This window comes from Desulfobacula toluolica Tol2 (assembly GCF_000307105.1).
Lineage (GTDB): Bacteria > Desulfobacterota > Desulfobacteria > Desulfobacterales > Desulfobacteraceae > Desulfobacula > Desulfobacula toluolica.
Window position 1 is genome coordinate 1,261,301 of sequence record NC_018645.1, and the last position, 25,522, is coordinate 1,286,822.

The 25,522-nt window shown below is 42.7% G+C and carries 14 protein-coding genes; 9 read left to right on the forward strand and 5 right to left on the reverse strand.

Annotated features, from left to right (window positions below):
* Window positions 1–71 precede the first annotated feature (71 nt).
* The 4 genes from TOL2_RS05870 (at window position 72) to pyrF (ending at window position 7,654) form a co-directional block, all read left to right on the forward strand.
* Entirely contained in the window at window positions 72–1,256 is a 1,185-nt protein-coding gene (locus TOL2_RS05870) for an efflux RND transporter periplasmic adaptor subunit (RefSeq protein ID WP_014956594.1), read from the forward strand.
* Window positions 1,253–4,381, forward strand: a complete 3,129-nt coding sequence (locus TOL2_RS05875; RefSeq protein WP_014956595.1) for an efflux RND transporter permease subunit — start codon at window positions 1,253–1,255, stop codon at window positions 4,379–4,381. Before TOL2_RS05870 ends, TOL2_RS05875 begins: the two co-directional genes overlap by 4 nt.
* 12 nt (window positions 4,382–4,393) lie before the next feature.
* A complete protein-coding gene (locus TOL2_RS05880) occupies window positions 4,394–6,826 on the forward strand; it encodes a bifunctional acetate--CoA ligase family protein/GNAT family N-acetyltransferase (RefSeq protein ID WP_014956596.1) in 2,433 nt (810 codons plus the stop codon).
* A 96-nt stretch (window positions 6,827–6,922) separates the two neighbouring features.
* Window positions 6,923–7,654: an orotidine-5'-phosphate decarboxylase gene (gene pyrF / locus TOL2_RS05885; protein ID WP_014956597.1), complete on the forward strand. Its 732-nt coding sequence runs from the start codon at window positions 6,923–6,925 to the stop codon at window positions 7,652–7,654.
* Between the two features lie 82 nt (window positions 7,655–7,736).
* Here the strand turns inward: pyrF and TOL2_RS05890 are convergent, their stop codons facing one another.
* From TOL2_RS05890 to TOL2_RS05905, 4 genes are all read right to left on the reverse strand, one after another.
* The gene (locus tag TOL2_RS05890) at window positions 7,737–8,960 is read right to left on the reverse strand and encodes an aspartate kinase (RefSeq protein ID WP_014956598.1); all 1,224 of its coding nucleotides are present in this window, start codon (window positions 8,958–8,960) and stop codon (window positions 7,737–7,739) included.
* A gap of 23 nt (window positions 8,961–8,983) precedes the next feature.
* Window positions 8,984–9,448, reverse strand: coding sequence for a tRNA (adenosine(37)-N6)-threonylcarbamoyltransferase complex ATPase subunit type 1 TsaE (gene tsaE / locus TOL2_RS05895; protein WP_014956599.1), 465 nt, complete (start codon window positions 9,446–9,448; stop codon window positions 8,984–8,986).
* The gene (locus TOL2_RS05900; RefSeq protein ID WP_014956600.1) at window positions 9,445–11,049 is read right to left on the reverse strand and encodes a bifunctional ADP-dependent NAD(P)H-hydrate dehydratase/NAD(P)H-hydrate epimerase; all 1,605 of its coding nucleotides are present in this window, start codon (window positions 11,047–11,049) and stop codon (window positions 9,445–9,447) included. The genes tsaE and TOL2_RS05900 overlap by 4 nt, the downstream gene beginning before the upstream one ends.
* A gap of 104 nt (window positions 11,050–11,153) precedes the next feature.
* Complete coding sequence (locus TOL2_RS05905) at window positions 11,154–11,717, reverse strand: DNA-3-methyladenine glycosylase I (protein ID WP_014956601.1); 564 nt, start codon at window positions 11,715–11,717, stop codon at window positions 11,154–11,156.
* Between the two features lie 282 nt (window positions 11,718–11,999).
* Here TOL2_RS05905 and TOL2_RS23475 point away from each other — a divergent pair, with 282 nt between their 5' ends.
* The 5 genes from TOL2_RS23475 (at window position 12,000) to TOL2_RS05930 (ending at window position 22,430) form a co-directional block, all read left to right on the forward strand.
* Window positions 12,000–15,068, forward strand: coding sequence for a PAS domain S-box protein (locus TOL2_RS23475; RefSeq protein ID WP_014956602.1), 3,069 nt, complete (start codon window positions 12,000–12,002; stop codon window positions 15,066–15,068).
* Window positions 15,068–16,486, forward strand: coding sequence for a sigma-54-dependent transcriptional regulator (locus TOL2_RS05915; protein WP_014956603.1), 1,419 nt, complete (start codon window positions 15,068–15,070; stop codon window positions 16,484–16,486). Before TOL2_RS23475 ends, TOL2_RS05915 begins: the two co-directional genes overlap by 1 nt.
* Window positions 16,487–16,868: 382 nt before the next feature.
* On the forward strand, window positions 16,869–17,381 hold the full coding sequence (locus TOL2_RS05920) for a chemotaxis protein CheW (protein WP_014956604.1): 513 nt from the start codon (window positions 16,869–16,871) through the stop codon (window positions 17,379–17,381).
* 70 nt (window positions 17,382–17,451) lie between these two features.
* A complete protein-coding gene (locus TOL2_RS05925) occupies window positions 17,452–19,413 on the forward strand; it encodes a methyl-accepting chemotaxis protein (RefSeq protein WP_014956605.1) in 1,962 nt (653 codons plus the stop codon).
* Between the two features lie 182 nt (window positions 19,414–19,595).
* Window positions 19,596–22,430: a cache domain-containing protein gene (locus TOL2_RS05930; protein ID WP_051012286.1), complete on the forward strand. Its 2,835-nt coding sequence runs from the start codon at window positions 19,596–19,598 to the stop codon at window positions 22,428–22,430.
* Here the strand turns inward: TOL2_RS05930 and TOL2_RS05935 are convergent.
* A complete protein-coding gene (locus TOL2_RS05935) occupies window positions 22,368–25,472 on the reverse strand; it encodes an efflux RND transporter permease subunit (RefSeq protein ID WP_014956607.1) in 3,105 nt (1,034 codons plus the stop codon). The two genes, TOL2_RS05930 and TOL2_RS05935, sit on opposite strands and share 63 nt — an antisense overlap.
* Between the last annotated feature and the right edge of the window lie 50 nt (window positions 25,473–25,522).

Sequence of the window (25,522 nt, forward strand, 5' to 3'; positions counted from 1 at the left end):
TTAAGTTTTAAATTTGAGTTAATAACTTAAATCGGTTTGACGATATCAAAATGTTATGGAGTAAGCTTAAGATGAGTGGTTTAAAAAAAAGGGGGCGCGCAGTCAGACTGATGATAAAAATCGTTCTGCCACTTTGTCTGATTCTGGCAGGCGTTTCAGGTTGGAATTATTTTAAGGCCCAGGAACCGAAAATGAAAAGAAAACCACCTGAAAAACAGGCCGCTGTGGTGGAGACCATTTCCATGGAACCGGGCAATTATCAAAGTTCGGTTATGGTTATGGGGACTGTCATGCCGGACAGAAAGATCATATTAAAGTCCAAAGTCGCAGGAGAAGTGGTTGCCATCTCCAAAAAGTTTGTTCAAGGCGGGTTGATAAAAAAAGGAGAGACGCTTTTAACTCTGGATGATTCAGATTATCGAATAGAAGTTTTAAAAGCCAGGAGTGCTTTTGATAAGGCGTTATCAGATCTTGCCATTGAAAAAGGCAGCCAGATGATTGCAAAAGAGGAACTCAAATTAATCAACCAGGCTTCCCAGGGCGAATTAAAAGCCACGGATCTTGCCTTGCGAAAGCCCCAGCTTGTCAAGGCTAAGGCCGCAGTGGACAGTGCCGGAGCTGACCTTGAAAAAGCACAATTGAACCTGTCCCGGACAAAGGTAATTGTTCCGTTTAATGCACTTATTCTTGAAAAACAGGTCAATTTAGGGTCTCTTGTGACAATACAAGGAGTCCTGGCTACACTTGTGGATGTTGATGCCTACCTGGTGGAAGCATTGGTTCCGCCTGACCGGCTGGCTTCCATCATGATCGGTGAGACAACCGGCAGCAGGGCCATTATTCAGTCCCAATATTCAAACCAAACCTGGCAGGGAAGAGTGGTGCGAACTACCGGAAAGATAACCGGCAAAAGCCGTATGGCAGGCGTGATTATTCTAGTATCCGATCCCTTAGGATTAAACCGCAGGGAAAATATACCTCAATTATTGCTGGATGATCATGTGAATGTGCGGATTATGGGCGAATTGTTTGAAAATGTTTTTTCCATGCCCAGATCAGTATTGAGGGATAACAATACTGTGTGGGTTATTAATTCAGGTATTCTTGAGATCAAGGAAATAACTCTTGCCTGGAAGGAAGACGGGAGGGTTTTTGTAAAATCCGGTATCAGGGCCGGGGATACCGTGATTACATCAGACCTGCCGGCTCCGGTAAAAGGGATGGCCCTGCAACAGTCATCAGGAGACCGCTCATGAGCCATGATACGGATCAAAAGATAACAAAAGGCCCGATTGCCTGGATGGCAGGCAATAGCGTTGCGGCCAACCTTATCATGGCAGTGTTGCTTGTTGGCGGACTTTACATGGGATTTAATATCAAGCAGGAGGTGTTTCCGGAATTCAGCCTTGACCTGGTTAATATTTCAGTGGCTTATCCAGGTGCAAGCCCGGAAGAAGTGGAAAACGGAATTTTGCTCGCCATTGAAGAGGCTATCCAGGATCTGGAAGGAATTGACGAAATTACGGCCACGGCCAGTGAAGGCATTGCCTCCATCAGTGTGGAAGCAATGGAAGGAACCGATATCAACCGTTTGTGGCAGGAGATCAAAAGTGAGGTTGACCGCATTGGAACCATGCCGGATGAGGCTGAAGAACCCCAGGTGTCAATTGCAGCCAGAAAAAGAGAAGTCCTCAGACTTGCCCTGTACGGGGATGCAACGGAAACCACAATGCGTGCCCTGGCAGATCAGATTCGAGATGAGCTGCTCATGGATGACGGCATAACCCAGGTGGAGCTTGACGGGGTAAGGGACCGGGAAATCCAGGTGGCTGTTTCAGCACAGACCCTGAGGCGCTACGGCATTACCCTTCAGGATGTGGCACTTACCTTGTCAAGAGCTTCTGTGGAGCTGGGCGGCGGCAGCATCAAGACCCTGGGAGGAGATATCCTGTTGCGGATCAGGGATAGAAAAGACACGGCCCGTCAGTATGCACAGCTTCCCGTCATTACATTGGAAGACGGCTCAAGGGTTCTGCTTGAAGATATTGCAACGGTTACCGAGGGGTTTGAGGCGTCTGATAACTGGGCCTCTTTTAACGGAAAAAGGGCTGTTATCATAGAGGTTTACCGGGTGGGAGATCAGACTCCAACCCAGGTTGCAACAGCCGGGAAAGCAGTGGTTGAGCGCATCAATGCGTCATTGCCGGATGGAGTGGCACTGACCGTTTTAAGGGATCTTTCCAAAATTTTTGCCCAGAGAGCGGATCTGTTGCTTCGCAATGCCTATTTCGGGCTTGGACTGGTATTTTTTTTTCTGGCTCTTTTTCTTGAAATCCGGCTGGCCTTCTGGGTAAGCCTCGGGATTCCCATTTCCTTTCTGGGTTCTTTTCTTTTTCTTGCTCCGACCGTGTTTTCCATTAATATGGTCAGCATGTTTGCCTTTATCGTTACCCTGGGCATTGTTGTGGACGATGCCGTGGTCGTGGGAGAAAATATTTATTTTTGCAGGCGGCAGGGAATGCCGGTGCTGGATGCTGCAGTCAAGGGAACCAAAGCCGTTGCCATACCCGTTGTGTTTAGTGTGATCACCAATATGGTTGCCTTTGTTCCTTTGATTTTTATCCCTGGTTTTATGGGAAAAGCGTTTAAAACCATCCCTTTTGTTGTGATTGCTGTATTTGCTGTTTCCCTGATTGAAAGCCTTTATATTTTGCCTGCCCATTTGGGTCACAACCGCCGTAGGCCCTTGTTTTTCCCCTTAAATTATCTTGAAAAATGGCAGGAACGGTTCAGCATGTTTTTTGAAACACTTGTCAAAAAATATTATGGCGGATTTTTATTTTGGCTGTTGGATCATAGGTATACGGTTATTGCCTTTGGCATTGCCCTGCTCATGACAACTGCTGGCTTTGTCTCTTCCGGCAGGATGGGCATGGTTATGTTCCCCAAAGTGGAATCTGATTATGCATTTTGTGAAGCTTTTTTACCCTATGGCACGCCTGCCCAAACCTTAAAAAATGTTGAACAGCATCTTGTTCAAAAGGCCCGTGAGGTGGTTGAAGAAAATGGAAAACAAGGCCTTTCCACTGGGATTTTTTCCCAGGTCAGCGACAACCGTGTCCGGGTTAGAATTTATTTGACTGATCCCGAAGAGCGACCCTTAAATACGTCACAAGTAACCAATATCTGGCGAAACAAAACAGGTACGATTCCCGGACTTGAAACCATTACCTTTGAGTCTGACAGAGGAGGGCCGGGGTCAGGGAAAAATTTGACTGTGAGCTTAAGTCACAGGAATAAAAATATGCTGGACAGGGCAGGGGAGGATCTGGCCAAAAATCTTTCCGGGTATCCCATTGTCCATGATATTGATGACGGATCAGCCAAAGGTAAAAAACAATTTGATATTACAATGACTCCGGCAGGAAAAAGGATGGGATTGACCTCCAGGGAAGTGGCCAACCAGATCCGTCATGCCTTTCAGGGAGTGACTGCCTTAAAAAACCAGCGGGGCAGAAATGAGGTCACCGTAAGGGTATGGCTGCCTGAAGAAGAAAGAATGTTGGAATCTACTTTTGAAGAGTTGGTTCTTCAGGCACCTCAAGGAGAGGTTCTGCTTCGAAATGCTGTGGAAACCATTACAGGCAGGGCCTATACAACCATAAAAAGGACGAATGGAAGGCGGGAAATTTCTGTCACAGCCAATATCAGACCCCCTTCCCAGGCAGAAAATGTTTTAAGGGACATGAAAAAAGAAATTCTGCCGGATCTTTTAAATAAATATCCCGGACTTTCCTATAGTTTCAAAGGACGCCAGGCAGATATCCGGGAAAGCATAACAGCTCTTTTAAAGGGTCTTGGCATTGCTTTGTTCTGTATTTTTGCCCTTTTGGCCATACCTTTTAAAAGCTATCTTCAACCTTTTATCATTATGTTCTGTATTCCTTTCGGTATAATCGGTGCAATTGCAGGTCACATTATAATGGGATACTCTCTTTCCGTCATGAGCCTTTTCGGACTGGTAGCCATGTCCGGTGTGGTGGTGAATGATTCGCTGGTGCTGATTGATTTTGCCAACCGGCGGTATCTTCAGGGGGTGCCCGTCTTGTATGCAGTTCATTCAGCCGGGATACAGAGGTTCAGGCCTATTTTATTGACTACATTGACCACTTGCGGGGGGCTGGCCCCCATTATTACGGAAACATCACGGCAGGCAAGATTTTTAATTCCCATGGCTATTTCCCTGGGGTTTGGTATTTTATTTGCCACTTTCATTACTCTTATCATGGTGCCGTGTCTGTACATGATTCTTGAGGATATTAAAGGTATTTTTGAATCAAAAGAAAATCAGCAAGAAAAGATATATTTAATGGAAGAATAGGAAATATAAATAATGAGTACACTTAATTTAAACCGGGTGATAAATCCAGGATCAGTTGCTGTTATTGGTGCCAGTACAAAAAAAGGCAGTGTGGGTGCTTCCATTATAAAAAATATGTTGGCAGGCGGATTTAAAGGGAATATTTTCCCTGTGAATCCAAAGTATAATAGTATCTTTGGAATTAAAACCTTCCCGGATGTAGAAGATCTTCCAAACGATATCGACATGGCGGTTATTGCCGTCCCCCTTGCCAGTGTGCCGGATATTCTTAAAACCTGCAGCCAACAGAATATGGGGGGAGCCGTTATTATTTCTGCAGGGGATGAGATTCCCGGCGGGTTGAGGGAAAAAATTGAAGCTCAGATTAAAAATATTTCTCAAAAAACAGAACTGCGGATCATCGGTCCTGACAGTGTCGGGATAGTAAATACGGCTTTGGGAATGAACGCAAATTTGATGCACAGGATACCGCTTCCCGGAAAGGTTGCATTTTTATCCCAGAGTGGCGCAGTCTGTTCCGCAGTTTTGGATATGGCCATGCGTGAGAATGTCGGGTTTTCTCATTTTGTGAATCTCGGGTCCATGCTGGATGTTTGTTTTGCGGATATGATTGATTTTCTCGGGTCAATATATGAGGTGGAAAGTATTGTTATGTATGTGGAAAGTCTTGTGGATATGCGTAACTTTATGAGCGCTGCAAGAGCTGTGTCCCGTGTAAAACCAATAATTGCATTGAAATCAGATCGTTCAGATCCCTATTCGCCGACATGTGAAAATGATATCTATGATGCGGCATTCAAGCGGGCTGGTATTCTTAGGGTAAAAGAATTTGAAGAACTTTTTGATTGTGCTCAATTTCTTGCAAAGCAACGTCGTCCCAGAGGGGCGAGGCTGGGCATTGTTTCCAATGGCAGCGGGATTGGTGTGATGGCACAAGATGCCCTGGTCGAACATGGACTTAAGCCGGCACAGCTTTCAAGGCAGACGGTTATCTCTCTTGAAAAGGTGTTAAAGGAAAAGTGGAGCCGGACCAATCCAATTGATCTGTCAAGAGCTTCGTCAGACAACCAGTATATTGAGACTGTAAAAATATGCATGAATGCCCCTGAAATTGATGGTTTACTGCTGTTGAGTTCTCCTGTGGGTGCCTATGACTCCGAACCCCTTGCAAGAGAATTGGCAATGCTTTTAAAAACAAGTCCCTGTCCTGTATTTACTTCCTGGATGGGCGGACTGGATATTGATCGTTCCAGACAGATTTTCAAGCAGGCAGGCATGGTGACTTATGAAACGCCTGAACGTGCCGTACGGGCATTTATAAATCTGTATAAATATGGGAAGAATATAGAAATTCTTCAGGAAATTCCGTATCGTAAGGACAAACGGCTTGAAATAAACCGGTCCAGGGCGAATCAAATAATTGAGCAGGGCATCATAAAAGGCGGGCGGCTTCCGAAACATCTGGCAAGAGATCTGGTTGCATCTTATGGGATTCCCGTGGGTGATACCAGGGTTGAACAGGACTCGGATTATGAACTGAACATAAAAACAATCCGTCATAAAATATTTGGTCCTGTTATTCGGTTTGGCGTGGGCGGTATCATGACGGATGTGTTCAAGGATTTTTCCATGTCATTGCCTCCCCTGAACCGTCAGCTTGCCGTGACAGCCATAGCAGAGACACGGATTTCAAAAGTGTTTCAAGGGTGTAAGAATATTGAAAAACTGGACGTGGCATTGCTTGAAGAACTATTGATTCGTCTGAGCCGCCTGGTGACGGATTTTCCAGAGATAAAAGCACTGGATATCAATCCTGTGCTGGTGAAAAATGGGCAGATCAGGGCTGTGGATGGTCATGTGATATTGGATAAGACAAACTTGAAATCTCCGGCTCACCTTATTATCAGTCCTTATCCCTATTGGCAGGAAACAACATTCAGTATCGGGGATGATGAAAATATTTTTGTCAGGCCGGTACGGCCAAGCGATGGTCAGCTGATGTTTGACCTGTTTTTTGATCTGTCTCCTGAAACCGTTTATTTGAGATTTTTTTCCCCCATTAAAAAGATATCCAAACCCATGCTCATTAAATTGACCCAGATTGATTATGACAGGGAAATTGCCCTGATCGCATTTTCAGGGTCAAGTCAGAAGAGAAAAATAGTGGGCGTATCCCGTATCATATTTGTGCCTCACCAGAAAAAAGGGGAGTTTTCCATTGTTCTGGCCGATGCATTACAGGGAAAGGGTCTGGGAAAAAAATTGCTTTGGCATGCCTTGGTATGTGCCAAGCGCTTTGGGCTTGAACAGGTCTGGGGACCGGTTATTACAACCAATACTGGTATGCTCAGGCTGGGTCAGAAACTGGGGTTCCGCGTTGAAAGAGATCCTGATTCTTCAGAATATAAATTGACCATTGATCTTGAAGACCTGGATAAAGTTTGAGGACATTTGTTTTTCAGAGAGACTTTTTGAATCGACTGTAAAAACCGGAACAATTTTAAAAATCGGAACGACTGCAAAAAAAAGAAAGGTGAAGTGATGCAAAAACAAGGTAAGGATTATATTGTTTTTCCGTTGGATTTTTCTTCCTTAAAGCAAGCAAAAGAGTATGTGAAGCTTCTTGATGGAAATGTGGGAATGTTTAAAATCGGTCTGGAGCTGTTTATTGACCAGGGGCCTTCCATTATTCAAATGGTTAAACAAAACAGTGATGCAAAAATATTTCTTGATCTCAAGCTTCATGATATTTCCGCCACGGTTCAAAGAGCCATGGGGCGGGTGGCAAATCTGGGGGTGGATCTTGTGACTGTGCATTGTTCATCATCCATGGCAATGCTTGAACGGGCAGTTGCAGGAGGAAACGGGAAAACCAACGTTCTGGGCGTTACTCTTTTAACGGATAATGATGCTGCTACGGTTGAGGCTGCCGGGTTTAAGGATGAGTTTGTAAAAGACACCGATCTTCTGGTCATGCACAGGGCAAAGATGGCATATGCGGCCGGGTGTAAAGGTGTGGTCTGTTCTGGAAAAGAAGTTCAACAGATAAAGACTGTTTTTGGAAAAAAATTTCTGGCAGTAACACCGGGGATCAGGCCTGCATGGTCTCTGCTTGAAAATGATGATCAAAAAAGGGTAACCACACCTGGTCAGGCTGTTGCACTTGGCAGCGACCTGATTGTCATTGGCCGGCCCATAAGGGATGCCAATGATCCTGTCAGGGCTGCCCAAAACGTCATTAAAGAAATTGAAGCAGCCCTGAATCTGTCTTGACCTGAACCTGTCGTTATTGGATAAGCTTGAGCAGTAAGGCACTCAAAATCCAATTTATTTTTCCTGGTTTATTTTTCCTGGTTTATTTTTTTTGGTCAAGTCCAAATGCTGAGTGAAGCGTTCTTACCGCAAGCTCGGCATACTTTGCCAGGATGATGCAGGATATTCTGATCTCGGAAGTGCTGATTAACCGTATATTTATATTTTCAGATGCCAGGGCCTGGAACATAGTGGCTGCAACACCTGAATGACTTTTCATTCCCAGTCCGATAACCGAAACCTTGGCAATATCTTCTTCAGCCGTGAGAATCTCAGTAGCCCCAACTTCCTTGCCCACTTTTTGTGAAATCTCTTTGGCCCGTTCAAAGTCATCTTTGGTAACCGTAAAGGTCAAGTCTGTCTCACCACCGGAACGGGTGTTCTGGATGATCATGTCCACACCTATTTCCGCTTCTGCAAGCGGCATGAATATTTTTGCGGAAACACCTGGTTGATCCGGAACCTTTCTCAAGGTTATTCTTGCCTCATTCATATCACAGGTAATACCTGATACAACAGCGCTTTCCATATCAGCACTCTCGTTGACGACCATAGTTCCTTCCTCCTCGTTAAATGATGACCTGACATGCACGGGCACATTATATTTTTTTGCAAATTCAACCGAACGGATTTGAAGAACCTTGGCACCCAGTATGGCCATCTCAAGCATTTCTTCATAGGATATTCTGTTGATTTTTCTGGCATTGCTGCAGATTCTCGGGTCTGTTGTATAGACACCGTCCACATCTGTAAATATTTCACATACATCGGCTTTCAGGGATGATGCAATGGCAACTGCTGATGTGTCTGACCCTCCCCTGCCAAGGGTTGTGATGTCGCCGTTTTCATCTGCACCTTGAAATCCTGCAACAACGGCAATATATCCTTTTTCAAGGGATTGCCGGATGCTTTTGCCGTCAATTTCCTGTATTCTTGCCTTGCCCGAGGTTTTATCTGTTTGAATTCCTGCCTGAAACCCTAAGAAAGATTTTGCCTTGTATCCCCTTGACTTGAGGATCATGGCAAGAAGGGCCGCCGTTGTCTGTTCGCCAGTGGCAAGAAGTACGTCAAGTTCCCTTTTGTCAGGCGTTTTTGAAGCTTGTTTCGCAAGGGAAATAAGACTGTCGGTCACACCTGACATGGCAGAGAGGACAACAACAACCTTGTCTCCTTGATCGTATGCTTTCTGGACCCTGTCTGCAACATTATTGATTCGTTCAATGTTTGCAACCGAGGTTCCACCATATTTTTGTACTCTTAAAGCCATAACAACTCCGATATTGGTAACTATTATAAAACTAATTTATCTAACAAATTTGATCCTGGTTGTCCAGATGCAAAAAAGGATATAATTCTATTATAGTGTTCATCAAATTTAAAATTTATTTCAAGATCAAAGCTAAATAATACATCCTTTAAAATCTGGGGCCATTCAACAACCATAATATGGGTGTCATCAACAAGGTCGTCAAATCCTATATATTCGAGTTCATCTGCAGATCCAAGCCGGTAAAGATCCAGGTGACAGAGGGTAAACAAACCTGCTGGATACTCATTGATGATGGTGTAGGTTGGACTTGTGATATAGTATTTTTCAGATACGCAAAGTCCTCGGGCAAGCCCCTGGACAAAGGTTGTCTTGCCTGCGCCCAGATCACCGATAAGGGCAATTGATATTCCCTGGGAAATGTTTTGCCCCAGGGCCATGCCCAAGTTATGCGTTTGTTTTGAACTTTTTGATGTCAGTATTTTCATATTTTGGCGGGGATTGATTTTAAATGTGTCCCCTTTCCCAAGACGTATTGATGAATGGTTTTTGGAATGGTTTGGATTATATCTGTGGCAATAAAACCAAATCCGCCCATGTCACGGCAAAGAGTGTCAGCACACAGGCCATGAATGTAAACGCCTGCAAGGCTTGCGTTTTCAGGAGAAAATCCCTGGGCGCAAAAACCTGCGATCATACCGGTCAGCACATCGCCCATTCCGCCGGAGGCCATGCCTGGATTGCCGGTGGGACAAATACAGGATCTGCCGTCCGGGAAGCTGACAATGGTCTGGGCTCCTTTTAAGATCAAAATTGTATTAAATTCACTGGCAAATCGTGAAGCAGTACCGATCCTGTCTGCCTGGATATCAGAAGGGCTTGCCTTGCACAGCCTTGCCATTTCACCCGGGTGGGGGGTCAAAATGGCTGGTACTTTTTTTTGCTTTAAGATGTTTGAGTCGTCTGCAATGCAATTGATGGCATCTGCATCAATAATAAGGGGAACTTGACTTGTTTGAATAAGCTTTTTGACAAGTTGTTTCGTACCGGCCCGGGTGCCGATACCAGGGCCAATGGCAAGTGCCTGTTTTCCTTTTAAAAGTGTTTGAATCTCATCAAAACAATGATCAGATAAAAATCCTTTGTCCTGTTCCGGTAACGGATGGGTCATTGGTTCTGCGACCAGCGTTTCAATGTTCTGATTGAGGCTTTGGGCAACCCCAAGGGTGACCAGGCCGGTTCCGCACCGCATGGCGGCATTGGCGCAAAGGGCGGCAGCCCCTGTTTTTCCAACAGAACCTGCAATGACCAGCAGATGGCCGAAGCTGCCTTTATGACTTTGGAACTTTCGTGGAGTAAAGCAGGCGGCAACCTCTTTTTTTTCAATCAATGAGAGCTGAATGGACTGCTCTTGGGCAATAAAATTTGGAATACCGATATCAATGACCTTAAGATCACCGGTGTAAACATTTCCCGGATACAGAACATGGCCCGGCTTGGCCAAAGCAAATGTGGCTGTGGCATCTGCCTTGACTGATGCACCAAGGGGCTGTCCTGTATCCGAATGAAGGCCCGATGGGATATCCACTGAGAAAATAGGTTTTGAGGAAGTATTCATCACTTCAATGGCATCCTTGAAAAATCCCCTGACATCTGAATTCAGGCCGGTTCCCAAAATGGCATCAATGAAAAAATCATGATGGAGAATTTTGACTCTTTGTGCTTCAAACGCCTCTGCATCAGGAATTTCAACAATGGAACAGGTTTGGGAGAGGTTGCATAATTTTTGAGCAAGATCCATATTGGCTTTTGCATCCCCGGTTACCTTTTTTTTTGAAGATAATAAAAAGATGGTCACGGCAATTTTTTTTTCCATTAGATATCGTGCAATGACAAACCCATCACCTCCGTTGTTGCCTCGACCGGCCATAACGGCAATTTTTTTTGCTGTAAGATTTTTAAATTTTTTGAGCAGGAAATCAAATGCGCCCTTTCCCGCGTTTTCCATTAAAACGCGTCCGGGAATACCAAAAGATTCTATGGTCTGTTTGTCCATATCCCTCATTTGATTTGCCGTAACAAGAATCATGCTATTGCTCCTCCATTTATTTGAATTTTATTTTAAAAAATACCCCTGACCCCATACCTGAAACAATCTTACACGATTTTATTTAAATTAAAAGCCCATTGTCTTTATGTCATGACCTCTTTATGCCTGAAGCAGGAGACAAGATGATCATTGACCATGCCGACGGCCTGCATATGTGCGTAGATGATGGTTGAGCCGACAAATTTAAATCCCCGCTGTTTAAGATCCTTTGAGAATGCGTCGGATTGCTTTGTGTTTGCCGGCACTTGATCAGGCGTTTTAAAATGGTTTATTTTGGGTTTATTGTCAACAAACCTCCAGGAATATGTGTCAAAAGATCCGAATTCTTCCTGGATTTTAATAAATGCCCGGGCATTTGTCACAGCCGCATTGACTTTGAGTCTGTTTCGGATAATACCCGGGTCCGAAAGAAGATATTTGATTTTTTCAGGAGTGAACCGGGCCACTTTTTCAACATCAAAATCAGCAAATGCTTTTCTGTATCCCTGTCTTTTTTTGAGTATAGTCAGCCAGGAAAGACCTGCCTGCGAACTTTCAAGTATAATAAATTCAAAGAGCTTTTTATCATCATGTACCGGCACTGCCCATTCCTCATCATGGTATTTGATATATGCCGGATCACTTGTTACCCATCCGCATCGTTTCATTTTAATTCCTTATGTTTGTCAATGGTTTTATTCTAATAGCTTGTGTGGTTATGCTATATTCTTTTTGAAAAATAAACACATTGTTTGAAGAACTGACACATCCGGATCTGGTATTTCTGTTTGGTTGCTCGCAACAAAACATGAAAGTTATAGTTTGGGTTTTAGAAATGTTTATTATCAAGCAGATTCAAGCCCTGACATCCTGAATTAAATTGTTTTTGCAAATAATTGAATTGGTATGATATAGGAATTTAAAATATCGCAAACAGGAGTTTCCAGATAATGACTGAAAAACTTGATTATGAAGTATTGGAAAAGCGCATTCAGGAACTGGAAAAGGAAAATTCCACCTTGCGTCTCTTTAAATTCGCAATTGATAACCTGTCTGATTCCAGGTGTGCCATCGTCAACAGGGACTGTCGTTTTGAAACGGTGAGCAAAGGGTATTATGAGGCATTTAACAAGAATGCCGACCAGATTGCTGGAAAACACATCAGCGAAATACTGGGCAATCAGATGTTTAAAACCATTGTTAAGCCTAATTTTGACAAGGCGTTAGCGGGTGAAATTGTTAATTTTTCAGGCTGGTTTGATTTGCCGGGCGGCAAAAAAAAATTTATGGATATTCAATATTTTCCTGTTTACAGTGGGGATCAAATAAATTCTGTTGCAATTTTAGTTCATGATCTTACCCGGATCAAGAAGGCCGAAGGATTATTGCGTGAAAGTGAGGCTAATCTTATAAAAGCCCAGCAAATTGCCCATATCGGAAACTGGAATTGGGATATGACAGAAGACAGGATATCATGCTCCAAAGAGTTTTATAGGATTTTGGGTATAGTTCCTGAATGTTTTTGTCCAACCTATGAAGGCTATATGAAATATGTCCATCCTGAAGATCTTGAGATGTTTCAATATTCCGTTAAAAAAGCTTTAACAGAGACAAAGTCCAAAACTATAAAATATCGCATTGTCCGGCCGTATGGCATTATCAGGACTGTCCATGAACGGGCTGAGGTTACGGTTGATTCTGCAGGCAATCCAATTAATGTTTTTGGAACAATTCAGGACATCACAGAGCAGGTTCAGGTTGAAGAACAATACCAGACAATTCTCAAGCTGGCTATTGACGGGTTCTGTCTTGTTGACAAACAGGGGCAATTGTTTGATGTAAACGATTCGTATTGCAAAATGCTGGGGTATGAGCGAGATGAACTCCTGAAGTTGAGTATTTCAGATATTGACGTTGTTCAAACATTGGAACAAAGAGTTCAGCAGTGTAAAAAAATCATTAAAACCGGTCAGGACCGCTTTGAAACAAAACACAGATGCAAAGATGGAACACTCATTGATGTTGAGATAAACACCCAGTACTCAGATATGAAAAAAGGGATGTTTATTTGTTTTATACGGGATATTACAGAAAAAAATAAAATTCGTGAAGCGCTTAAAAAAGGTGAAATACGCTATCGAAACCTGTTTGAGGGTGCGCCGGTGATGTATGCGATAATTAAAAACCAAAAAGAGTCGACAATTATTACGGACTGCAATAAACAATTTTTGACTACATTGGGATACAGCCGCTCCGAGGTGATCGGAAAATCCATATCTGAGTTTTACACTCAAGAATCACAAAAAAAATTAATCAAGGAAGAGAGCTTCAGGCGGTCTATGGAAAACAATTTCACCGCTTCAGAAAGGGAACTGATTGGTTCTGACGGACGGATCATCAATACTTTGATTCAAGCCGTGCCTGAATATGATGTACAAGGAAATATAATCGGAGGCCGTTCCATGTATATTGATACAACTTCCCAGAAAAGGGCGGAAGAACAGCTAAGAGAAAACCACGAATTGCTCCTGATGATTGTTGACGGAATTTCAGACCCCTTGATGATGGTGGATGAAAAAATGAATCTGATGATGATGAATGCTGCGGCGGAAAATTATTTTAAAAAAAACAATGAGACTTGTCTGGGCCGAAAATGTTACCAGGTATTCAAGATGCGCCAAAGTCTGTGTGAAGGTTGCAAACTGGCCAAGGCAATTTCAAAGGGCCGGCAGAAGAGTTTTGAAAGAAAAGGCCTGATGAACCCTGAAAAGCTTGAAAGAGTTTGTGTATATCCTGTCAGGAAGAAAGGGGATAACATAAGGACGGCTATTCTCAGGATAAGTGACATTACAAGGGTAAAGCGAATAGAAAAAGAATTGATCCAGGCTGATAAGATGATTTCACTGGGGGTTCTGGTGTCAGGTGTAGCACATGAAATCAACAATCCCAATCATCTTATCATGTTGAATACCCCTATCTTGTGGGAAGCATGGGAAGATATTGTTCCGGTTGTGGAAAAATATTATCATCAAAATGGTGATTTCAGTCTTGCCGGCGTCTTGTATAGCGAGATGAGGGACGAAATTCCCTTGTTGTTTGCCGCAATAAAAGAGGGTGCGGTAAGAATTCAGCGGATTGTTCAGGACCTGAAAGATTTTTCCCGGCAGGATGATACCCATATGGACCAGCTTGTAAATATCAATCAGGTTATTGAAAATTCCATTCGGCTGACTGAAAATCTTATTAAAAAACACACGGAACATTTCAAAATTGAATACAGTCAAAACCTGCCAATGGTCATGGGGGATCAGCAAAAGCTTGAACAAGTTATGATAAACCTTATCCAGAATGCCTGCCAGGCCGTTTCAGATAAGAAAAAAGCAATTTTTATAACCTCATTTTTTGATGAAAAAAAAGCAATGATTGAGGTTGAAGTGCGGGATGAAGGCGTGGGGATTCCTCAAGAGATGCTTGATCGTATCATGGATCCTTTTTTTACCACAAAGCGAAGTAAAGGAGGGACAGGCCTTGGCCTGGCTGTATCATCAAACATTGTCAAATCTTTTGGCGGAAAAATAGAGGTGGAAAGTGATCTTGGTAAGGGATCGGTTTTCAAGATTTTCATACCCACAAGAAAGTTTGAATATCCTGTTAAAATCCTTGTGGCGGATGATGATCCTTTTTTCAGAGAATATCTCCATAAAGCTCTTGGGGAAACTGAACGTTATTCTCTCCGGGAGGCTGTTAACGGGAAAGAGGCGTTTTTAAAAATAGGCCAGGAGTTGCCGGATCTTTTTATTCTTGATATTCAAATGCCGGATATGGATGGGCTGGATGTTTGCCGGTTGCTCAAAGAGAAATCCGAACTTTCGGATATCAAAGTGATTATTATTACCGGATTTCCTGAATCTTTTATAGTGGATGAAATCGTAAAAATGGGATTTGATAAGATATTGGCCAAACCGTTTACCATTATAGAGTTAAAAAAAACAATAGAAAAGGTTATGGAGGTTGAATAATGAAGGCATCTCTTTTTCCTCTCAATCCAATTTTGCTGGTGGATGACGAGCCTGATATCCTCAGGGGATATAAAATGACATTAGGGTCTGCCGGTATAAATAATCTTGTGTTGTGCCGTGACAGCAGGGATGTTATTCCAATCCTGCTGGAAAATAAAATTGAAGTGATCCTGCTGGATTTGATCATGCCCAATATTTCCGGTTATGAGCTTTTATCCATGATAGCCGATGATTTCCCTGATATACCGGTAATTATTATTACGGGAAACAACAAAGTTGACATGGCTGTCCAGTGTATGAAAACAGGCACCTTTGATTATATGCTCAAGCCCATTGAAAAAAATCGCCTGATATCAGGCGTAAAGCGTGCCATTGAAATCAGAGGGCTTCAAGATGAGAACCGGTTGCTCAAAGAACATATTCTTTCAGGAGAACTGAAGAATCCTGATGCATTTTCAGATATTAAAACACAAAACAGGGCTATGCTGGGCCTGTTTCAATATGCCGAGTCCATCGCTAAAAGTCACCAGCCTGTAATGATTACCGGAGAAACCGGAGTTGGCAAAGAACTCATGGCAAGGGCTATTCACAAACTCAGTTATCGCAATGGCGCTCTTATCACAATAAATGCTGCAGGAATTGATGACAATGCTTTTTCAGATACATTGTTCGGGCATGTAAACGGTGCATTTACAGGTGCTGACAAGGCTCGAAAAGGGATGGTTGAAAACGCCTTTGGGGGCACTTTGTTTCTGGATGAGATCGGTGATCTGAGTCCTGATTCCCAGGTGAAACTTTTAAGGCTTTTGCAAGAGCGTGAATATTTTCCCCTGGGAGCTGATTTGCCTAAAATAGCAGATGTGAAAATTATTGTTGCCACGAATCGTGACCTTTCGGCATTGCAGGAATCAGGCGGATTTCGTAAGGATCTGTATTACAGGATTTGTTCTCATCACCTTGACATTCCTCCTCTTCGTGAACGTTTGGATGACTTGCCCCTGCTGGTTGACTATTTTGTTGAAAAGGCAGCTCTGGAATTTGATAAAAAAATACCTTCGTGGCCGTTAGAGTTGATTACCCTGTTATCCAATTATCATTTTCCCGGCAACGTAAGGGAAATCAAATCCATGATCTATGATGCCGTTGCAGGTCATAAATCAAAGATCATGTCTCTTGAACGTTTTGAAGTCTATATCAAGAAAAATTCATCTGTTGACGGCATTGCAACTGAACAGTCTTTTGCTAAGCATGACATAGGGCTTTTCGGGTTCAAATCAATTCCTACTCTGGATCAGGCAACCCGCCTTCTTTTTTTGGAATCCATGAAACGAACCGGCAATAATAAAACCATGGCTGCCAGGTTATTAGGGATATCACGGCAGCGGTTAGGCCGGTATTTAAAAAATATTTCCAAATAAAATTTAATATTACTTGTTTCTTGGCTTTGTTTCACATTTGCGAAACAAAAGAGTGTAACGTTTTGTAACTTAGGGTTATGGTGTAACAAGTTGTTTGATGTTCTGTCTATCAAGGGTTTTGGCGGGCAACCCATCAAATATGTTATAAAACGAAACACCCTTTTAATCTTATTCGATCTGGTTGTTCTTTTTTATATTGTTTTGACATAACAGTTGCTTATAATCTCAAATATTACTTGGTACGGTATTTGCATTTATTTCATCCGTTTGTGTTATGTGTAACACCAAAATTTTTAAAATGCTAATTTTGAAATACTATTATGGATACAAGGCTCAGTTCATTAATTTGTGATGTTAACAATGGAAAAGGAGAACATTAAAAATGGCAACGTTGTTGAAAAAAATGGACCAGGCAATTCAAACCACAACAATTCAAACTGGTAAATACCTTACATTTACTTTGCAAAATGAAGAGTATGGGATTGGGATTCTCAAAGTTAAGGAGATCATTGGGATGATGCCCATCACATCTGTTCCAAGAACCCCGGAATTTGTAAAAGGTGTTGTCAACCTGAGAGGCAAGGTTATCCCTGTCATTGATCTCAGGGTTAAGTTCAGCATGGAATCAATTGATTATTCGGAACGTACATGCATTATTGTGGTGGAAGTTGATTCGGAATCAGGGACTATCCTTCTCGGAATTGTTGTTGATGCTGTATCGGAAGTGTTGAATATTAAGGAGCAGGAGATTGAAGAAACCCCGGCATTCGGCACCCGTCTGAACACGGAATATATTCTGGGCATGGCTAAAATGGAAGGCGGGGTCAAGATTTTGCTTGATATTGATAAAGTTCTCAATCCACAGGAAATCCAAGGGCTTGGTAAAACCGTTTAATCTATAGTTGTATTGATGTGAACTGACCGAATTTGTTACCATTTTGAATATTTAATCAACGGAGTGAAAAATGTTTAAAAACATGAGGGTAGGAACAAAGATTGTGAGTGGTTTTTTTGTAGGCATTCTTTTATCAGTTATTCTTGGTGTTACAGGTGTCTATAATATCAGTAAAATCGGTAAAGTTGTTAACCGGCTGGCAACACAGGGAATTCCTGAAGCGTCTGCCGTGATTGAGACTGAGCGGGCAACCTGGAATACACTTGTTATGTCATATGAATTTGGTTTAAAACAGGATGAAAAAAGCAGACAAGAATGGTTCTCTTACAGTGAAGAAATAAACAAAGGCCTTGATAAACTTGTTCCCTTGGCTACGGCTTTGGATCATAAAGAAATATTAAAGGCAGTTGATGAAATTAAAAATATGCTGGGGGATTACTCAAAAAGCAGTGAAGAATACACATCCCTGGCCCTGGAAAATAAAGAAATCGAAAACCAGCTGAAACCGTGTGCATCCATTACTGATAAACAATGGACTGATTATATTGAAGATCAGCATATCAAAATTGAAAAAGCTCTTGCAAACAAGGATGTTGAAGATGTAATGACAAGGGTTTTAAAGATAAAAACCGCCAATGAGGGTATGAATACATTTGATGATGTACTGAAAAGCCAATTTTTATATTCTCTTTACCAGCAGGGTGAACATGCCCTGGCAATAAAGGCAAGCATGGATAAACTGATTGCCATTACTAAGGATGTGATTAAAATTTCTGCAGATCCGGTAGATATTAAAAGAATCGAGACTGTGCTTTCGGTTGAGGAAAAAGCATATAAGCTGTTGGGCAGTTGGCTGCAAAACAAGAAAAAACAGGCAGATCTTTTGGCCAGCTTGGATAAGAATGCAAGGGCAATTATCAAGCTTACAACGAAAACAGCATTGGAGGCGGACAAAACTGCCTATGACATGGGAATGAAAACTACAGGGCTTGTCTCAAATGTCAGGATTCTGCTTGCTGTCATTTTAGTATGTGCTGTCATCATTGGATTGGGGTTGGCTATTTTTATCACTCGTGGTATCACCAAACCATTAAATATTGTTATTAACGGGTTGCAGGAAGGGGCGGATCAGGTTTCTTCCGCTTCAACACAGGTTTCATCTTCAAGCCAGTCTCTTGCCGAAGGTGCTTCCCAACAGGCTGCTTCCATTGAAGAGACTTCTTCATCAATGGAGGAAATGTCTTCAATGACAAAGAAAAATGCTGAAAATTCAAGTCATGCTGATCATCTTATGAAAGAAGGGGCTCAAGGGGTAAAAATTGCCAATGAATCCATGGATCAACTCATCCGATCTATGGAAGATATTTCAAAGGCAAGTGAAGAGACTTCTAAAATTATAAAAACCATAGATGAAATAGCGTTCCAAACCAATTTACTTGCGTTAAATGCAGCAGTTGAAGCGGCCCGGGCAGGAGAAGCAGGCGCAGGATTCGCAGTTGTTGCAGATGAAGTCAGAAATCTTGCCATGAGAGCTGCCGATGCTGCAAAAAATACAGCCGAGCTTATTGATGGCACGGTTAAAAAGATAAATGAAGGGTCAAGGCTGGTTTCAACCACCAATGAAGCTTTTTTCAAGGTCGCTGAAAGTGCAGGCAAGGTGGGGGATCTGGTTGCTGAAATTTCAGGTGCATCAGATGAACAGGCAAAAGGTATTGAACAGGTAAATACAGCCATTGCCGAAATGGACAAGATTGTTCAGCAGAATGCAGCCAATGCTGAAGAATCCGCCTCTGCATCCGAAGAGATGAGTGCTCAGGCAGAGCAGCTTAAAGAATTTGTCGCAGATCTTGTTATGATGACAAACGGTGGAAAAGAACAGGGGGCACACAGCGTTTCCAAAAGAAAAACAACTATTTATACTTCCCATCCAAACCCGGCAAGTCAAAATAAAAAACTGGCATATAAAAGAGATGAGATCAGACCGGATCAGGTAATTCCTTTTGATGATGACGACGATTTTAGGGATTTTTAATCAAATTTATTATAGTATGATATTGGACCCCGTGTTTCATACAAAGAAGCATTGAAAGTATTATACTCGGGTATTTAAAAATTTAAGATAGGGTGTTATAAAATAAAATAAATATTTTGGCAGTGACGGAGATTTAATAAGGGGTGATATCATATTCAACTTACTGTGGGAGATAAAATGTAATGACCCAAAATACTGTTCTTGATATAACCTCTGGAAAGTCGACTGCAGGATCATTTAGAATTATTATTCCGTTGTGTCTTACATTTGTTTTGTTTACCGTGAGTATTTTTTTTATTTTTGTTCCTTCATTGAAAAAAAATATGATGGATCAGGAAAAGGAGATGCTCCGTGAATTGAATGACAGCAGTGTAAGTTTGACCTGTAGCTTGCTGTTAGAGTATGATCAGAGTGTTATATCAGGAGAACTGACCCTTCAAGATGCTCAAAGCAGGGCGAAAAAACGTATTCGAAATTTGCGTTACGGCCCTGAAGATCAAGATTATTTCTGGATAATTGATATGCAGCACAGGGTACTCATGCATCCTTTTCTGCCCGATATTGAAGAAAAAAACTGTAAGGATTTTGTTGATTCCAACGGTAGATATTTTGTTGCTGAATTTGTAAAGACTGCCGAACAAAAAGGTTCCGGTTATGTTGAGTATACATGGCAATGGAAAGATGATTCGGCAAAGATAGTTCCGAAAATTTCTTATGTAAAGCTGTTTGAGCCTTGGGGCTGGGTTATAGGAACCGCTGTGTATGTGGATGGAATAGATTCTGAAATACGATTTATCACCCAGCGGTTATTTAAAATTTTTACAGGGATATTGATCATTGTCTTGATTTTATCTTTTTATGGCAGTTCCCAGGCTGTGAAGATTGACAAAAAACGCTCTATAGCGGAAAAAGCCCATCGTCTGGATACCTTGCGCTTTGAAAAACTCAGGGAATTGAATCAGATGGCAGAGGCTTCCCTGGAAGAATTGATCGGCTTTGCCCTTGCAGAAGCGATTGAGTTGACTTTTAGCAGTATCGGATACCTGGTATTCTTAAATGATGATGAAATCGGGATTTCCCTGTATACCTGGTCAAAGGGTGTTTTGGAGGAATGTCGTATAAAGGACAAAGAAAGTCTATATTATGAGGAACAAAAAAAAGGATGTAAGGAAGCTGTCAGACAAAGAAAAGCCGTCATTATCAATGAGGTTCAAAACCTCGGGTATGATAAAGGCAAAGAACTTGCGGACGGTCATGTAAACATAATACGGTATATGCATGTTCCTGTGTTTGATGGCAAAAAGATAGTTGCCGTTGCAGGGGTGGGCAATAAAATTGAGAATTATGATATGTCGGATGTCCGTCAATTGAACCTGTTAATGGATGGTATGTGGAAAATGATTCAGCGCAAACGCTCCGAGGTTGCATTGCGGGAAAGTGAACAACGTTATCGGTTGCTTACGGAAAATGCCAGTGACAATATCTGGACTTTGTGCTTATCGGATATGCGTATTTTATATGTCAGCCCTTCTGTAGAGAATATTCTGGGATATACTCCTGAACAGATTAAGGAGCTTCAGTTCAAGGATTATATGACTGAAGATTCTTTGAACAAGATGTTCATGGTCGTTGCCGAAGAATTGAAAAAAGAAGAACAGCCGGGTGCAGACCCTAAACGGTCCAGGGTAATCCAGCTGGAGCAGATCAAAAAAGACGGATCAAAGATATGGACGGAAATTACGGCAAGCTTTTTACGGGATGAAGCAGGAAAGGCCTACGGGATAATTGGGGTCACCCGGGATATTAATGAGCGAAGATACATGGAGCGGCAAATTCAGCAATCGCAGAAGATGGAGGCGATTGGAACATTGGCAGGTGGTATTGCCCATGATTTTAATAATATCCTGTCGTCTGTTTTAGGGTTTACAGAGCTCGCAAAAATGATGTGTGACGGGAATCCGGAACTTGAAAAACATCTGGACAAGGTTTTCAGCGCCGGTATCAGGGCCAGGGACCTGGTCAAGCATATACTGGTATTCAGCCGTGAACAGGATGTTCACAGGGATTCTATACTTATAGTTCCCCTTATCAAAGAGTGTTTGAAATTTATCAGGGCTTCCGTGCCCAGAAGCATTGATATTATCCAGGATCTTCATGCCTCGGATTGCACGGTATTAGCCGATCCTACCCAGATCCATCAGGTTATTATGAATTTGTGCATCAATGCGGCCCATTCCATGAAAGGCGAGGATGGACTGCTTGAGGTGTGTCTGAAAGCTGTTGAAATCCGGAACAGGGACATACTTCACGCCAAAGAACTGAAACCGGGCAAGTATCTTAAATTAACGGTTTCAGATTCCGGGTGCGGGATCCCGAAATCTGATATCGGCAGAATTTTTGAACCGTTTTTTACGACAAAAAAGCGGGGTGATGGTACTGGAATGGGGCTTTCTATTGTTCACGGCATTGTAAAGGATATGGGGGGTGCAATTTCCGTATACAGTGAACTGGGCAAGGGCACAACTTTTCAGCTGTTGTTTCCGGTACACCGGGACAAGGCAATGGAAAAGATTTCTTTAAGGCCTTTTTTGATAAAGGGAACGGGCAGAATCCTTCTGGTGGATGATGAGGAAAATATTGTTATTTCAGGCCGGCAGATATTGATGAAAATGGGATATGAGGTAGTCGGCTTAACGGACAGCCTGGAAGCCCTTGAAGTTTTTAAAAAAGAACCCCATGCATTTGATCTGGTTTTAACAGATGTGACAATGCCTAAAATGACAGGTATTGAGTTGTCAAAAGAGATCATAAAGATCAGACAGGATATTCCCATTGTGCTGTGTACAGGTTTCAGTGAAGGATTAACATCAAGTATGGTTGAGAATATCGGTATTGTTGATACGGTAATGAAACCAATGATTGCCGGTGAACTTGCCGATGTGATCCATAAGGCTTTAAATCGTTTTACTGGTTTCAAAACCAATAATAAAAACGAGCAGGGAAGGGATCACAAATAGGGTAAAGACCGTAGACAGTGCAAGGCCACCCAGTAAAATTGATCCCAGGCCCCGATACAATTCGCTGCCTGAACCGGTTGACAACACCATGGGAAGCATGGCCAGAAGGCTGGTTGTAGCACTCATGAAAATGGGTCTGATCCTGGTTTTGACGGCATCTGCCACCGCATATTTCCCCGCAAGTCCGTTATAGCGGACATTATTTAAAGATTGGTGGACAATGAGAATGGCATTGTTGACAACCGTACCGATTAAAATGATAAATCCCAGCATACTCAGAACATCAAACCCCTGGGGAGCAATAAAGTTGTTGACGGCCCAAAGCCCGACAAGACCGCCTGCCGCAGCCAGAGGAATGGTAAAAAGAATGATAAAGGGATATAAAAAGTTTTCAAATAAGGCCGCCATCAAAAGATAGGTGATTATCAAAGCCAGAAGCAGGTTCCATTGAAGGGCCTTGCGGGTTTCCACAAGTTTATCTGCATTGCCGCCCACAGACACATTAACGGTTTTCAGTGTTCCTGTTTCTTTTACAGAAGGAATAATCTCATTTTCAATGAGTTCCATGGCGCTTTGCAGGGCCAGATCGGCAGGCGGTGTTACCTGGAGGGTAATGGTCCTGTTTCGTTCCAGGTGATTTATCTGTGGCATTCCCTCGCTGTATGATACTTGTGCCACATCCCTGACCCGGATCAGGTCTCCAAAGCTGTTGACAATGGTGCTGTTTAAAATATCCTCTGGTGAGGTGCCAAACGAATCCCTGCCTTTGAGTACCAGATCAACCTGTTTGATTCCCTCTGGACGGTATTCTTCGATTTTACGGCCATCCATTAGAATATCGACATAAACACCCAACTCTTCCGGTGTAAGGCCGTTGGCTGCAAGTTTTTCTTTGTTTGGGATGATTTGCACCTCGGGATAGCTGGCTTCAAGGGACGGAACCGGGCGGACCTGTGTGTTTTGCATTTTTGATTGTATGGTGCCGAACAGGGCATATGCCGCCTGGAGAATATCTTGAATGTTTTCTCCTGAAATATTGACATCCACGGTTCTGCCTTTTCCAATATCTGATTCAAAAATACCGGTTTGAATACTGACGCCGAAAACCCCCGGAATGTCCCCCATTACCCTGGTAAAAAGAGGGATCAGTTCCCTGGCACGGGTTTCATGGGTGCTGATCCCGCCAAACAGCGTGATACGGTCAGCGCCCACAAAAAACATATGCTTGATCATGGGAAATCCTTCTTTGTCGTCTTCTTCAAAATACGGCTGGGTTTGCTTGTATATGTTTTTGCCCATGCTTTTGAGTTTTTCCACTGAATAACCAGGTGGCGGAATGAGAATATTCAAAATAAGATTTCTATTGCCCTGGGGCAGATATTCTGCACTGGGAAGCAGCCATGATGTCAGGCCAATGGACAGGCTGGTAAACACAATAATGGTTGCCAGCCGGGTAATGGTGTTTTTCATGCTCAGGTTGCTGAGTTTCATTATTATGCCGGACAGAAAAGGGCCTACAATGCTTTTTTGCAGACGGTTGGTCTTGATGTCGTTTCTTTTTTTGTAAAACAGGTGAAACAGTGTGGGAATAACGGAAACAGAAACAATGAGACTCAGGAAAATGGAAGATGTAATGGCAATGGCGATGTCACGGAACAACTGCCCTGCCTCTTCCTGGATAAAGATGACCGGTAAAAATACGGCAACAGTTGTGGCTGTGGAAGCAAGAACCGCGCCCCATACCTCTTTTGTCCCTTCATATGCGGCGTCAAAAGCGCTTTTGCCGGTTTTGCGGTGCCGGTCTACATTTTCAAGCACCACAATGGAGTTGTCCACCAGCATGCCCACGGCAAATGATATTCCCGCCATGCTCACAACATTAAGGTTTCTTCCCAGCAGCCAGAGAAAGATAAAACAGCCTATAGCTGAAATGGGAATTGCAATGCCTGTGATCAGCGTTGTCCTGACACTTCTTAAAAACAGCAGAAGAACACCGATTGCCAAAAGACTTCCGATGACTATATTGCGTTTAACCAGGTCGGTTGCTGTATTAATGTAAGGACGTTGATCATATACTATTTCCAGGTTCAGGTTGTTGTCGGCAAGGATGGTGCTGTTCAGCTTTATAACAGCTTTTTCCACGGCATCTGTCATGCTTAAAACATTGGCCCCTTTTTCCTTTTTTACACCCACTACAATTACCTGCACTCCATTGGTCAGAACTGAAGCAGCTTCTTTTTTATACCCTTTTTCAACCTTTGCCACATCCCGCAGATAGACCCGTTTGATTCCGTCATCAAAAATAACCACATCAAGGGCATCCTCAGGAGTTTGAAACTGGTTTATGGTTCGGATGCGGTAATTTTTTTTGGACATGCCGAGAATGCCTGCGGAAATATTCTGGTTTGCATAGCGTATGGATGTGATGATCTGGTTTATGGACACATTATAGCGGGCCATTTTCTGGGCATCAATAATTACATCCAGAGTGGTGTCAGTGCCGCCAAATACCAGAAGGGAGCCTACACCGTTAATACGTTCCAGGTGTTGCCGGACATTATCCTCAAAAAATGTTTTGAATTGATTGATATGATTCTTGTTTTCATGTGTTGTTTTAAGGGTCATCCAGATGATGGGCGAGCTGTCAGCCCCGGAAGATTCTATGATGGGTTCGTTTACGTTTTCCGGATAATTGCCGACCTCTGCCATTTTATTGGATACTCTGAGCAGCGCGTCATCCAGGTCTGTACCGATTTTAAAGGACAGGGTGATTTCACCTAAGCCGTTGTAACTGGAACTTTCCATTTTGGTGAGTCCCTGCAGACCTTTCAGTACTTTTTCCTGTTTTTCAATGATTTCTTTTTCAATTTCATATGGTGTTGCGCCATACCAGGTCGTATTCACGGTAATCAAAGGAGTTTCAACATCCGGTGTCAGCTGGACCGGAAGTCTTTGGAGTCCGATCAGTCCGAACATGACCGTCATGATAACGCCCACTGCCACGGTTACCGGTTTGTTGATAAAAAAACTGATGATATTCATTTGATCTTCTCCGGCAATTTTGATTTTTTAAATAATTTCAGGTTATTTTG

Excerpts from the sequence above, each read along its gene's own strand:
- TOL2_RS05870 (WP_014956594.1), top strand. The coding sequence starts at position 72 with ATGAGTGGTTTAAAAAAAAGGGGGCGCGCAGTCAGACTGATGATAAAA.
- TOL2_RS05875 (WP_014956595.1), top strand. The coding sequence starts at position 1,253 with ATGAGCCATGATACGGATCAAAAGATAACAAAAGGCCCGATTGCCTGG.
- TOL2_RS05880 (WP_014956596.1), top strand. The coding sequence starts at position 4,394 with ATGAGTACACTTAATTTAAACCGGGTGATAAATCCAGGATCAGTTGCT.
- pyrF (WP_014956597.1), top strand. The coding sequence starts at position 6,923 with ATGCAAAAACAAGGTAAGGATTATATTGTTTTTCCGTTGGATTTTTCT.
- TOL2_RS05890 (WP_014956598.1), bottom strand. The coding sequence starts at position 8,960 with ATGGCTTTAAGAGTACAAAAATATGGTGGAACCTCGGTTGCAAACATT.
- tsaE (WP_014956599.1), bottom strand. The coding sequence starts at position 9,448 with ATGAAAATACTGACATCAAAAAGTTCAAAACAAACGCATAACTTGGGC.
- TOL2_RS05900 (WP_014956600.1), bottom strand. The coding sequence starts at position 11,049 with ATGATTCTTGTTACGGCAAATCAAATGAGGGATATGGACAAACAGACC.
- TOL2_RS05905 (WP_014956601.1), bottom strand. The coding sequence starts at position 11,717 with ATGAAACGATGCGGATGGGTAACAAGTGATCCGGCATATATCAAATAC.
- TOL2_RS23475 (WP_014956602.1), top strand. The coding sequence starts at position 12,000 with ATGACTGAAAAACTTGATTATGAAGTATTGGAAAAGCGCATTCAGGAA.
- TOL2_RS05915 (WP_014956603.1), top strand. The coding sequence starts at position 15,068 with ATGAAGGCATCTCTTTTTCCTCTCAATCCAATTTTGCTGGTGGATGAC.
- TOL2_RS05920 (WP_014956604.1), top strand. The coding sequence starts at position 16,869 with ATGGCAACGTTGTTGAAAAAAATGGACCAGGCAATTCAAACCACAACA.
- TOL2_RS05925 (WP_014956605.1), top strand. The coding sequence starts at position 17,452 with ATGTTTAAAAACATGAGGGTAGGAACAAAGATTGTGAGTGGTTTTTTT.
- TOL2_RS05930 (WP_051012286.1), top strand. The coding sequence starts at position 19,596 with ATGACCCAAAATACTGTTCTTGATATAACCTCTGGAAAGTCGACTGCA.
- TOL2_RS05935 (WP_014956607.1), bottom strand. The coding sequence starts at position 25,472 with ATGAATATCATCAGTTTTTTTATCAACAAACCGGTAACCGTGGCAGTG.